We start from the raw sequence: 12,564 nt of genomic DNA, 5'->3' as shown, positions 1-12,564 counted from the left end.
ATAAAGAAATAAAAAAATGAGGTCTGGGATATTTTCCCAGGCCTCATTTTACTTAAGTGTAAATATCTTATTTAACGTTATTTACAACATATTGGGGTGCTTTGTTGTCTTTTAAGACATCTACTGTGTTATTTGCGACAATTTCAGCCATGCCGTCACGTGCTTCAAATGTAGCGTTACCGATATGCGGTGTAATCACGACATTATCTAGTGATTTCAAATCTTCAGTGATTTTCGGTTCGAATTCATAAACGTCTAACGCTGCACCTTCGATGACTTTGTCTTTCAATGCATCAGCAAGTGCTTGTTCGTTTACAATCGGACCACGCGCAGCATTAACTAAATAAGCTGTCGGTTTCATTTGTTTGAATTGTTCTGTATCGAACAAGTGGTGCAATTCTGGTTTGTAAGCAGCGTTGATTGTGATAAAGTCTGATTCTTTTAATAATGTGTCAAAATCAACGTATTTCGCACCTAATTCTTTTTCTTTATCTTCTTTACGATGTGGACCTGTATAAAGGATATCCATATCGAATGCTTTCGCACGTTTAGCAACTGCATAACCGATATTTCCTAAACCGAAGATACCGATAGTTTTACCTGATACTTCACGACCTCTGAAGAATAATGGTGCCCAACCATCGAATCCTTTCGTACGTGATAACTGATCACCTTCAGCAATACGACGTGCCACTGCAAGAACTAACGCAAATGTTAATTCTGCTGTTGAGCGTGTTGAAACGCCAGGTGTGTTTGTCACATAGATGCCCTTAGATTCAGCATATTCAATATCTACGTTATTAAAGCCGGCACCGTAGTTTGCGATCACTTTTAAGTTTTCGCCTGCTGCGATGACGTCTTTATCTACGTTTGTAGATAAAATACTGATTAATGCATCCGCATCTTTCACGCCATTTTTTAATGTTTCTTGATCCACAACTCCTGGACCATCGTACATATCGACTTCGATATTATTCTTTTCTAGAATATCAAGTCCTACTTGTGGGATAGGGCCTGCAATATAGACCTTAGCCATACAAAACACTCCCTTTCTTAGTTTATATATCAATTATATTAAAAGGAAGAAGGAGAAACAATGAATACACCGTAAGCGTATGCATGACTATGAAATGAGTTTTAACCCAACAGAAGAAACGACAATTAAGCCAATACAAAGAATACGCCAGATATTTTTGGATTCATTATAAAATATCATACTGATAATTGCACCGCCGCCAGTTCCAATACCTGTCCAAATCGCATAAGCCGTTCCCATCGGGATGGAATTCATAGCGAGTGATAAAATACTGAAACTGAAGATAAAGGCGATACCTAATAACACAATATAAAATTTCTTGCCTGTTCGATTCAATTCATTTAAAAGAATCACGCCAAGAATTTCAAAACAGCCTGCGATAAATAAATATAACCATGCCATCAGTGTGAGCCCTCGCTTTCTGTTTCATCTGTTGATAGTTTCAGTCCAAGAATACCAATCAATAATAAGATGATGAAAAAGAGTTTGGTAAAGCTGAAGGGGTCGCCATAGACCACCATATCTAAAATAATGGTGCCCACTGTACCGATACCTACGAAAATCGCATAAGCCGTTCCCACAGGCAATGATTTACAAGCATTGATTACTAATGCGAAACTGATCGCAATCATAATTAAAGTCAGTCCCCAACTGAGCACTGAATCTGCATTTTTAATACAATTGACCCAAATAATTTCTACTAAGCCAGCTAAAATGACTTTAAACCAGCGCATACACACGCCTCCTTCTTCTTAATTCAGCACTGTCTATTTTCTCAAATTACACACAGAGAAACAATGAATGTGTTTATGAAAAAAGCATCAAAAAAACACACAACGCTGTGGTTGTGTGTGATTAGTTGAAGAAGCGGATAGATAGCGGGATTAGGTATTCCTCGCCATTATATGCTTTGACAGCCGCTATGACTGAGAATACAATGCTCAATATACCGAGAACCGGTAATATTATCATACCAATTAATACGATGCATAAAACTAATGCTACAATCGTCCATATCGTATAAGAAATAACGAAATTAAAATAGTTTTTAGCGGTCTTATTTACAAAATAAGAATCACTGCCTTTGGTTAACCAAATAATTAAGGGTCCGATAATAGTTGTAAAAAAGCTGAGTATATAAATTAAACACGCGAATAAACGTGCATCTTCTGTTGGAAATTGTTGATAGACTTCAGTGTGCTCGGTGACTTGTTCAGGTGAATGTTCCTTAGTCATAGCGCTCCTCCGATATTTAAGATTACTTTAAATATAGCAATAATTGAGTTTAAATGAAACACAATCGGAAAAACTTCAATATTTTTTACCATTTTGGACACCTAACAAAAACAATAAATAAAGAGAAGTAGGGTATGAAATATATAGACGTTATTGTTAATAAGTAGCTAACAAATTTTTATTTTATTATTTGTCTAATCATGTTACGATAACTATAATACACTATTTGATGGTCGCAGAAAGCTGTAACTGTGCGTGTTCTAGCATACACAAGTCTCGCAAGTTTTCTGTTTTATTTTTCTTTAAGACGGTTAAATAGAATAAATAATATTTTCACACTTCGAGAGACCGTACATCACTTTATTTCTAGCAATAAAGCTATTGTACGGTCTCTCATAATCATGACTAAACAAAGAAAGAAGGTATGAAGCATGAAAATAGCAATTATTGGTTCAGGTAACGGTGCTGTCACAGCAGCCGTTGATATGACAAGCAAGGGCCACGATGTCAAATTGTATTGCCGTAACGCTTCTATCGAAAAGTTCGATAAAGCGATTGAACAAGGCGGTTTCCACTTCAATAATGAAGGTGAAGAAAGCTTTGTGAAATTTACACAAGTCAGCGATGACATCGAAGAGGTTATACAAGATGCAGAAATTATTCAAATGATTATTCCATCAACATTTATTGAATATTATGCACGTATTATGGCGCCGTTCGTTAAGGATGACCAAATTATATTCTTCAACATGGCAGCTGCTATGGGTTCAGCACGATTCCTTAACATATTAGAAGATGAATATATCGATGTATGCCCACGTTTTTGTGAAGCAAACACATTAACGTATGGTACGCGTGTTGACTTTGAAGAGGGTATTGTTGATCTATCTTTAAATGTACGTAAAGTCTATTTCACTTCTTATATTCAAGAACATTTAAGTGAAGACTTTGAAATTGTTGAAAAGATTTATCCTCAAATTATTAAAGAAGAAAACTTATGGAAAACAAACTTAGAAAATGGTAACCCAGAAGTGCACCCAGGACCTACTTTATTAAACGTTGGACGTATTGATTACTCTGGAGACTTCTCATTATATAAAGAAGGGATTACTAAACATACGGTTCGTTTACTGCATGCGGTAGAGCTTGAGCGTCTGTCACTTGGCCGTCGTTTAGGATTCGAACTGCAAACAGCAAAAGAAGCACGTATTCAACGTGGTTATTTAGAAAGAGATCGTGAAGATGAACCGTTAAATCGTCTGTTTAACGAAAGTCCTGTTTTCTCACAAATTCCAGGGCCAAATCACGTGAAGAATCGTTATTTAACTGAAGATATTGCATTCGGTTTAGTCTTATGGTCTAGCTTAGGGCGTGAAATTGGGGTAGAAACGCCGAATATTGATGCGATTATCGTCATAGCTTCTACAATTTTAGAACGTGATTTCTTTGAAGAGGGTCTGACAATCGACGAGTTAGGCAGAGATAAAGTTGGATTAGATTAACAATTAAATAAAGGGGGACATATTATGAAGAGAATGCCGACATTACTTGAATCCATTTCAACCATCGTTGTAATGATGTTATTAGTTATTGTTGGATTTGTGGTATTTGGAATTCCAGTACAACCATTATTAATTCTTTCAGCGGCTTATGCGTCAGTAATTGCCTGGCGTGTAGGCTTACGTTGGAAAGATTTAGAAGAGGGGATTACACAGCGGCTGAGTACAGCGATGCCTACGATTTATATTATTTTATGCGTAGGGATTGTAGTTGGGACATGGATGTATTCTGGAACCGTACCTGCTCTGATTTATTATGGATTAAAATTGTTGAATCCAAGTTATTTCTTGGTCTCTGCATTTTTAATTTCAGCGATAACGTCTATGGCCACTGGAACCGCTTGGGGTTCTGCATCAACAGCAGGCATCGCATTAATTGCGATTGCACATCAATTACATATTGATGCGGGTATGGCTGCAGGTGCAATTATTGCAGGTGCAGTTTTCGGTGATAAGTTATCACCACTCTCTGATACAACAAACTTAGCGGCAATGGTCACGAACGTGAACATTTTTGCCCATATTAAAGCGATGTTATGGACGACGATTCCTGCGTCGATTATCGGTATGATAGTTTGGTTCTTTGCGGGATTAAATCATAAATCGAGTGCGGATAAAAGCCAAATCAATGCATTATTACGTCAACTCGAAAATGTATATCATATTAATTTCAGTGTATGGATTCCAGCGATTGTTATCATCGCATGTTTATTATTCCGCTTCTCAACCGTACCGGCTATGTTAGTTTCATGTGTGGCAGCGATCTTTGTCGGAGCACTGAATCATGGCTTTAATTTTACTGATGGTTTTAAAGCGGCCTTTGACGGTTTTAAACCAGATATGATTGTCCATCAAGTCAATTTAAATGATAAAGCGGCGACTTTGCTTGAGCAAGGCGGCATGATGAGTATGACACAAGTCATTGTGACAATCTTCTGCGGCTATGCGTTTGCGGGTATTGTCGAAAAATCAGGTTGTTTAACAGTGATGTTGAACACAATTAAAGATAAAGTCACTTCGCCAGGCACATTAATTTTAGTTACAGTAATATCTGGTTTGATTATGGTATTAGCAGCAGGAGTAGCATCTGTTGTGATTATCGTAGTAGGTATGTTGTTATATGATATGTATGATGAGATGAAGCTGTCTCGTACAAACTTATCACGTACACTTGAAGACTCAGGTACGATGATTATTCCATTGATCCCTTGGGGCACATCAGGAATTTATTATACACAACAATTAGGTGTAAACGTCTATTCTTACTTTATTTGGACGGTACCTTGTTATTTATGTGTGATTTTCGCTATATTCTACGCCTTTACTGGCTGGTCAGTGAAAAAGGTGAAATCACCAGACACAACACATTATACACAGCACGGTTAAAGATGAACTGTCTCGCTTTTTAAAGTGAGGCAGTTTTTCTTTGACTTTTTACAATTTTTCGGATTTTACACATTAAACGCGTGAATCCAGGGTATAACATACTAATGGTGGAACAATTATAGTTATCTAAGAAGGATTAATTGCAATTCCAATCATTATCATTAAAAAATTAATATTTATTAGGTTTAGTTGTGTACTAAAACGGTTATTAAATATATATGAATGAGGTGATTCCATGCTATATGTAGTAATACTTGTAGCGATATTACTATTGTGTCTAGGAATTCATCGATACTTCAATTTAGATAATTTAACTGTAAAATATCCTTCTATTATCTATTTAGTAATCAGCTTTATATTGTATTTTGTAGCGATTTTGCAATATAGAGTTGATTCTTCTATGTCGGAATTTTTAGCACATGAAATGTTAATGACGTCTATCTTCGGGCTATTAATATTTTGGACATTATCCCAAACTAACAAAACAAAAGATACTGTTGTTTATACAGTAATGATATTAATCTTATCTCTTATTGAGGTTATGACTACGAGTCCTCAGCTTGGGATTAATGCCACAGTAGAAATGTTTGTGGTACGTATTGTCCTAACAGCCGGTATGGCCATAGGTTTAGGAGGCTATGTTCTTTATAGACAACTTAAACGACCCGTATCAGAAAGCTTCCCATTATTATATGTGTTAGCTTTCGCATTCTGGATTATGATCGCATATTGGTTATAACGTAGTAAATAGATAGAAAAGCCGGCAGGCTTAGGTGTAAATTCCTAAGTCTCCGGCTTCTTTGTTATGCGTATAAGTTAGTGGCAGGATAAGGAATAGAAATAAAAAAAGGGCATAAAAAAACCAACTGATTGTAGCTGATCAGTTGGTTTATATCGTAAATTTATTAATTAGTGGATGTAGTTGTATCCGCCTGCTTGGCTAGCTGAGATTGTACGTGTAGTTACAACGCCAGGACCTTGACCGTAGTTCATTTCTGAAACGTTTACTGAACCGTCGCTGTTTACACTTTCAACGTATGCAACGTGACCGAAAGCACCTTGGCTAGTTTGTAAGATTGCGCCAGCTGATGGGTTGTTGTTTACAGTGTAACCTGAAGCTGCTGCTGCGTTAGCCCAGTTGTTAGCGTTGCCCCAAGTTGAACCGATTTTACCGCCAACTTTGTCGAATACGTAGTAAGTACATTGACCTACAGTGTATAAGTTAGCACCTGATGATGAACGGTTAGCGAATGTGTTAGTGCTTGTTTTTGGTGCTGAAGTAGTTGTTACTTTAACGTTGTTGTCTGATGTTGAGTATGAAGCACCTAAACCGCCAGTACGTGGAGCAGTTGCTTGTGTATTGTAGCTAGTGTAGTTTGTATAGTTATTGTTAGCTGTGTTGTTGTTATTGTATTGAGCGTAAGTACCATAGTAGTTATTGAATTGATTAGATTGGTTCCAGTTACCTTCCCAAGTGTAGTGGTAGTTACCATCTTGATCAATTGTATATGAGTAGCTGTAAGAATAAGGATCGTTTGAGTTGTATCCGTTATTTTGTGCAGCGTCTGCATCGTGATTAGATAAAGTTAAAGCAGCGATTCCTAAACCTGCTGTAGCGATTGTAGTAGTAGCGATTTTATTCATGATAAAATATCCTCCTAAAGATAATAAGCTAAATTATTTTTTAAGTCTCGTGACTGGATTAACATTTACTAAATTTCATAATTTGTTTTGTTTGTTTCGTTCTCTTAACGACAAGACTTACTCTACCAAAAAAAATTGCACTTGTGTGGTTTGTTATCGTTTTGTAATTTAGTTCTAATAATTATGTATTTGGATGTAATAAGCATGAAAGTAGGACTATAGTCTTAGAATGTTGATGTTATCGCATTTTTAACATTTTTAATTATTTGTAAAGGCTTTTCATATTACAGTCTTGTAATATAACAGAAAACTTTGAAACATAATTTCTAATGAATAAATGTTGCTTTGTAGTTAATATGACGGAGATTTATTTTTAAAATTCTGTCGAATAGATAGTCATCTAATTAAATACAATAGGTGGATGTTAACTATTAACTTTATGTAAAGTTAGGCTTTTCTTCATTAAATGGAAGTTTTTATCTCTTTGTTCAGCTCGAGTTGAAAGTATTGACTTAAGGAAAGAACAGATGTATTATTTAAGTATAAAAATTATACCTAAAGAGGTGAAAAAAGTGAAACTCGAAATTGGAATGACATCCTTTGCAGACAACACTGATATTTATACAGAAAACGGCATTCAAGAAAAATTAACAGCAGCAGAACGTATTAGAAACATCGTAGAAGAAATCCAACTTGCTGATGAAGTAGGGCTGGATGTATATGGATTAGGTGAACATCATCGTTCAGATTATGCAGTTTCAGATCCTGTGACTGTACTTGCGGCAGCAGCGACAACAACGAAACGTATTAAACTTTCATCGGCAGTAACGGTTTTATCATCAGATGATCCAGTACGTGTCTATGAACGTTTTGCGACATTGGATGCAGTATCTAACGGACGTGCTGAAATTATGGTAGGGCGCGGTTCGTTTATCGAATCTTTCCCATTATTCGGTTACAACCTTGATGATTACGATCAATTGTTTATTGAGAAGTTGGAATTATTGAAACGTATCAATCAACATGAGATTGTTAAATGGGAAGGCGGTTTGCGTCCAGCAATTAACAACTTAGGTGTATATCCTAGAGCAGTGCAAGAGGAAATTCCAATTTGGCTCGCAACAGGAGGCACACCAGAGTCTTCTATGAGAGCTGCAGAGTTCGGTTTACCGATTACCTACGCGATTATCGGTGGTAATCCTAGACGTTTCAAACGTAATATTGCAGTGTATCGTGCAGTTGCTGAAAACAGAGGTTATCGCGCAGAAGATATGCCGGTTGCAGTACATTCTTGGGGTTATATCGCAGAGACTGATGAAGCGGCACAACGTGAGTTTTACGCGCCGACTAAAGTCGCACATGATATCATCGCCAGAGAACGTAATTGGCCGCCATACGATCAAGCGCATTTCCAACGTGAAATCAGCGATGAAGGTGCAATGTTTGTAGGAAGTCCGGAAACAGTCGCAAAGAAAATGATTAAAGTAATCGAAGAATTGAACTTGAATCGTTTCATGATTCACCTGCCAGTAGGGTCTATGCCACATGACCGTGTAATGCATGCAATTAAATTATACGGAGAAAGGGTAAAACCTATTGTAGAGGAATATTTTAATAATAAATAAAGGAGATTGTATTATGTTATTACGTTATTTAAACAATATTAAAATCGCTAAGGAATTATTACAGGCTTCAGAGCCAAAATTAAAAGGTGACGCAGGTATGAAAGATACTTTCGCAAATGTGTTCGGCCTTGATTCTAAATGGGTAACAGTTGCAGGTACTTTAGAAGCAGCAAGTGGTTTAATCTATTTACTAAGCTTCGGCAACAAAAAAATGACAAATGTTGCTTCATTATTAGCAGTAGGTGTATTAGGTGTTGCAGCTTACAAACACTACGAAGCAGGTCATGGTAAAGAAGGCGCTAAACACGCAACTGACTTATTGAAATTAGCTGCATTATCTTCAGCTGATACAATTTGCAGTAAAAAATAATAAATAATCAGTGTATATATGAATAAGGCTCAATCACAAAACTGTGGTTGAGCCTTTTTATTATGCTTGAGTATAACGTTTTAAATGTTTGGCAGTTAAGGTATCTGTTTGTAGGAAGTCTTTAGGCAAGCCGCTGAATAAGATTTGTCCTCCTTCTAAACCAGGACCTGGTCCGACATCAATGAGCCAATCCGCTTCACACATCATGGATAAGTTATGTTCAATCAGAATCACTGTATTCCCAGCTTCAATTAAATCATTGAAGCGATTCAATAGTAGAGGAATGTCTTCTTCATGTAAACCTGTTGTCGGCTCATCAAAGATATAAACATAATCAGTTGTCGGTTCGACTAAATGCTGACTTAATTTAACGCGCTGAATCTCACCGCCAGATAAGGTGTCTAGCGGTTGACCGAGTGCCATATAATTTAATCCAGTTTGGCTTAATGACTCTAATGCATCTTCAATTTCTTGATGCCCTTTAAAGAATTCTAAACCTTCATCTACAGTTAAGTTTAAAACATCCGCAATATTATAACCGTTAACTGTTGCTTCTAATACTTCAGGTTTATAGCGTTTACCATGACACACTTCACAAGTCTGAGAAAAATCAGCCATAAAGGCTAGTTCAGTTTTAATATAACCTTTACCGCCGCAATTGGGGCATGCACCTTTAGAATTATAGCTGAACATCGCTTTGCTTAATCCGGTTTGTTGGCTGAAGAATTTTCGTACTTGATCAAAGACACCTAAATAAGTCAGCAGGTTAGAACGGCTTGAACCTTGAACCGCTTTTTGATCAACAAAGATAGTATGTTCATTATCTTCAAATCCTTTTTTGACCAAAGTACTCTTACCAGAACCTGCAACACCTGTCATAACCGTCATGACTTGTTTAGGTAAATCAACCGTGACATCTTTTAAATTATTTTCTGTAATTGGTCCGAGATGGAAATATCCTGCAGGTTGACGCACGTCATTTTTAAGGTGATGTGGTTTTCTTAACGCATGACCTGTCGCTGTATCAGATTCTAATAATGCTGGATAATCTCCTTCAAATGTAATTTCTCCACCATTCTTACCAGAACCTGGTCCCATATCAATGACATAATCCGCTTCTTTAATAACATCAGGATCATGTTCAACAATTAAAACAGTATTGCCTTTTTCTTTAAGTGATTGTAAAATAATATTGATTTTTTGTATATCTTCAGGATGCAAACCAACACTGGGTTCATCAATAATATAAACTAAATCAGATAAAGGACTATTCAAATGACGGATTAATTTAAGACGTTGTGCTTCTCCACCAGAAAGTGTTGTTGTGACACGGTCGAGTGTTAGATAGCTTAATCCTATGAAATCTAGGGCTTCAAGTTGTTTTCGAAGCGGCGCAATAATAAATTCTGCAGTTGGTTGATTCAATTGATCTAAAAAAGCCAAGTTCTCTTTAATTGTCATTTTAGTAAAATCAGAAATATTATAGCCATTGATTTTACAACTTAATACCTTTTGATTTAGTCTTTGTCCTTCACAAACAGGACATGTTTTAGTGGTAACGACGTGTTTTAAATGGCGTGCATAACGTTTTTTCGCAAAAGTTTTATCGCCTAAAAAGATACGGCTGAAACGCGGAATCAATCCCACATATTTCGCAGTTTTTCTCCATTCTTTCGGTGGATATTTAAGCTTTGTCGGCTGTTGATATAAAAATAAATCAAGTTCTTCTTTGGTAAAGTCTTTTAACTTTTTGTCATTATCAAACAAACCGCTGTCGCGATATGCTTTTCCTCTTTCTTTATCCGGACCGAAAGAAGGGAAGTCGATGGCACCTTCATTTAATGACTTATCCCAATCTAACAATTCATCTAAATTAATTGATTCAATGTAACCTAAACCTTCACATTCTTTGCACATGCCTGATGGGCTGTTGAATGAAAAAACATCAGAATAACCTACAAAAGGTGTGCCGATACGTGACCATAATAAACGCACAGATGCGTATATGTCTGAAATTGTGCCGACTGTTGAGCGAGAGTTGCCGTTATAACGTTGTTGGCTGATTGTCATCGCAACAGGCAGATGGTCTATGTGATCGACGCTAGGTCTAGGTTGTTGATTAAGATGAAACTGTATGTAACTTGAATAAGTTTCGTTTAAAAGGTGCTCTGATTCAGCTGCGAGTGTATTAAAAACGAGTGAAGACTTTCCTGAACCAGAACGGCCTGTAAATACAGTTATGAAATGTTTCGGAATGTCTACATCGATGGATTTTAAATTATTCTGTGTCGCACCTTTGACACGGATATAATCTTGTTTCATCCTTTCATCCTCCTTGTTTGTATATGTGATACACATTCATTATGACATTGATTAATTGTATTCCCCAATATTCATTTATTACTACTTTTATTGCTTTTGATTTTTTGAATAGACAGTCATCCTATTAACCCAATTAACCTTAGTGAAAACTTTACATTCGTGATGACTGATTTCAACATTATGACGTTTACTATTTTGATTATTTTAGGAACAAAAATAGATTGTTATTTAATGAGAGTTGTAATAAAATTAGTTTATGTAGGGGCTTGCTTGAAATTATCAGAACAATTCACTAAACATCTTCGAAAAACATCAAGAAGGAGTGAATTTCACTATGAACAATAAAAACATAATTAATGATTTATCAAAATTCGTCACTGTAGCACAAAAAGTAAGAGAGGTCAGTGCTACAATAAAAAGTGAGTTTCAAATCACTTTTGAAGAACTCTTTATTTTAAACTACATTCACAGCAGTGAAAAAGAACGTACAGAGTTCAATGTAAAAGAAATCATTCAACTTTCCAACTTAAAACCATATTTTATTTCTAAAGCGATTCAAAAGCTTAAAGAGCGTAAACTCTTAACTAAAAAAAGAAATAAACATGATGAAAGAACCGTGATTTTAGTAGTTGATCCAGAGCAAAGAAAGGAAATCGAGGCTCTTTGTAAAGCGGTCAGCAAAGTATTTTAATCATAGGAGAAGTTGGGGAATTTAAGATTATTTCAACAGGCACAAAAAATTAGTAATAAAAAAGTGAGTTATTCATTGAGATAGCTCACTTTTTTATTTTTGTTTATTTTGTTCAATCGCATCTAACACTTGTTGGACACAAGCATCCATGTCCTTAAACACTTCATGTTTCTCCCAAAAACGTAAGACAGTATAACCCATTTCTTCTAATTTCTGATTCACTTCTTGATCTCTTTCCATATTGCGTTCTAATTTCGGTATCCAATATGAACGGTTCGTGTGGATTCTTTTTTGTTTAACATTTTCCCAATCATAACCATGCCAGAATTCCCCATATACAAATACCATTACGTTATATTTAGTGATAGCGATATCTGGAGTGCCGGGTAACTTCTTATAATTCTTAAAATAACGGACACCTTGGTGCCATAAAGCTTTAGCAAGTTGTGTTTCAGCTTTGCCGCCTGTGCCTTTGATTTTAGACATCATCTTAGAACGATAGGCTTTAGATTCTGCCATATAAATTCACCTCATACATATAAGATGGTCTATATTGATATTCCCGAAAAAGCCTGTTGTTATGCAGCATCACGCAGATAATAACATAAACATACAACGATGATATTTAATACTTTTTCTAAAGGGTAGATACATAAAGTAAAGAAAATAATTATATGAAACAGAAGGAAGGGATA

At 36.0% G+C, this 12,564-nt stretch carries 13 protein-coding genes; 6 read left to right on the top strand and 7 right to left on the bottom strand.

Annotation, left to right across the window (positions count from 1 at the left end):
- Nucleotides 1–67: 67 nt before the first annotated feature.
- The 4 genes from HMPREF3031_RS07955 to HMPREF3031_RS07940 form a co-directional block, all read right to left on the bottom strand.
- A complete protein-coding gene (locus HMPREF3031_RS07955; RefSeq protein ID WP_002479640.1) occupies nt 68–1,036 on the bottom strand; it encodes a 2-hydroxyacid dehydrogenase family protein in 969 nt (322 codons plus the stop codon).
- An 87-nt stretch (nt 1,037–1,123) separates the two neighbouring features.
- Nucleotides 1,124–1,438 (bottom strand): DMT family transporter, encoded by a 315-nt coding sequence (locus HMPREF3031_RS07950; protein ID WP_002479639.1) that lies wholly within the window; start codon nt 1,436–1,438, stop codon nt 1,124–1,126.
- A complete protein-coding gene (locus HMPREF3031_RS07945) occupies nt 1,438–1,770 on the bottom strand; it encodes a DMT family transporter (protein WP_002479638.1) in 333 nt (110 codons plus the stop codon). The genes HMPREF3031_RS07950 and HMPREF3031_RS07945 overlap by 1 nt, the downstream gene beginning before the upstream one ends.
- 121 nt (nt 1,771–1,891) lie before the next feature.
- Complete coding sequence (locus HMPREF3031_RS07940; protein ID WP_002479637.1) at nt 1,892–2,272, bottom strand: DUF4870 domain-containing protein; 381 nt, start codon at nt 2,270–2,272, stop codon at nt 1,892–1,894.
- Nucleotides 2,273–2,703: 431 nt separating this feature from the next.
- On the opposite strand from HMPREF3031_RS07940, the gene HMPREF3031_RS07935 reads away from it, so the two are divergent.
- The 3 genes from HMPREF3031_RS07935 (at nt 2,704) to HMPREF3031_RS07925 (ending at nt 5,956) form a co-directional block, all read left to right on the top strand.
- On the top strand, nt 2,704–3,774 hold the full coding sequence (locus tag HMPREF3031_RS07935) for an NAD/NADP-dependent octopine/nopaline dehydrogenase family protein (RefSeq protein WP_002479636.1): 1,071 nt from the start codon (nt 2,704–2,706) through the stop codon (nt 3,772–3,774).
- 24 nt (nt 3,775–3,798) lie between these two features.
- The gene (nhaC, locus tag HMPREF3031_RS07930; RefSeq protein WP_002479635.1) at nt 3,799–5,217 is read left to right on the top strand and encodes a Na+/H+ antiporter NhaC; all 1,419 of its coding nucleotides are present in this window, start codon (nt 3,799–3,801) and stop codon (nt 5,215–5,217) included.
- 235 nt (nt 5,218–5,452) lie between these two features.
- The gene (locus HMPREF3031_RS07925) at nt 5,453–5,956 is read left to right on the top strand and encodes a hypothetical protein (RefSeq protein ID WP_002479634.1); all 504 of its coding nucleotides are present in this window, start codon (nt 5,453–5,455) and stop codon (nt 5,954–5,956) included.
- A 170-nt stretch (nt 5,957–6,126) separates the two neighbouring features.
- On the opposite strand, the gene HMPREF3031_RS07920 is transcribed toward HMPREF3031_RS07925, so the two are convergent.
- Nucleotides 6,127–6,861, bottom strand: coding sequence for a CHAP domain-containing protein (locus tag HMPREF3031_RS07920; RefSeq protein WP_002479633.1), 735 nt, complete (start codon nt 6,859–6,861; stop codon nt 6,127–6,129).
- Nucleotides 6,862–7,433: 572 nt separating this feature from the next.
- Between HMPREF3031_RS07920 and HMPREF3031_RS07915 the strand changes: the two genes are divergently transcribed.
- A complete protein-coding gene (locus HMPREF3031_RS07915) occupies nt 7,434–8,486 on the top strand; it encodes an LLM class flavin-dependent oxidoreductase (RefSeq protein WP_037556060.1) in 1,053 nt (350 codons plus the stop codon).
- Between the two features lie 13 nt (nt 8,487–8,499).
- Nucleotides 8,500–8,856, top strand: coding sequence for a DoxX family protein (locus tag HMPREF3031_RS07910; protein WP_023015013.1), 357 nt, complete (start codon nt 8,500–8,502; stop codon nt 8,854–8,856).
- Between the two features lie 60 nt (nt 8,857–8,916).
- Here the strand turns inward: HMPREF3031_RS07910 and HMPREF3031_RS07905 are convergent, their stop codons facing one another.
- A complete protein-coding gene (locus HMPREF3031_RS07905; protein WP_002479630.1) occupies nt 8,917–11,178 on the bottom strand; it encodes an ATP-binding cassette domain-containing protein in 2,262 nt (753 codons plus the stop codon).
- Nucleotides 11,179–11,512: 334 nt separating this feature from the next.
- Here HMPREF3031_RS07905 and HMPREF3031_RS07900 point away from each other — a divergent pair, with 334 nt between their 5' ends.
- Nucleotides 11,513–11,869, top strand: a complete 357-nt coding sequence (locus tag HMPREF3031_RS07900) for a transcriptional regulator, SarA/Rot family (protein WP_002479629.1) — start codon at nt 11,513–11,515, stop codon at nt 11,867–11,869.
- Nucleotides 11,870–11,962: 93 nt separating this feature from the next.
- On the opposite strand, the gene HMPREF3031_RS07895 is transcribed toward HMPREF3031_RS07900, so the two are convergent.
- On the bottom strand, nt 11,963–12,388 hold the full coding sequence (locus HMPREF3031_RS07895; RefSeq protein ID WP_002479628.1) for a very short patch repair endonuclease: 426 nt from the start codon (nt 12,386–12,388) through the stop codon (nt 11,963–11,965).
- Between the last annotated feature and the right edge of the window lie 176 nt (nt 12,389–12,564).

Origin of the sequence: Staphylococcus sp. HMSC072B07, from assembly GCF_001815505.1 — a bacterium.
Taxonomy (GTDB): Bacteria; Bacillota; Bacilli; order Staphylococcales; family Staphylococcaceae; genus Staphylococcus; species Staphylococcus simulans.
Note: the sequence above shows the minus strand (reverse complement) of the source record. Positions and strands in the feature narration are given on the sequence as shown.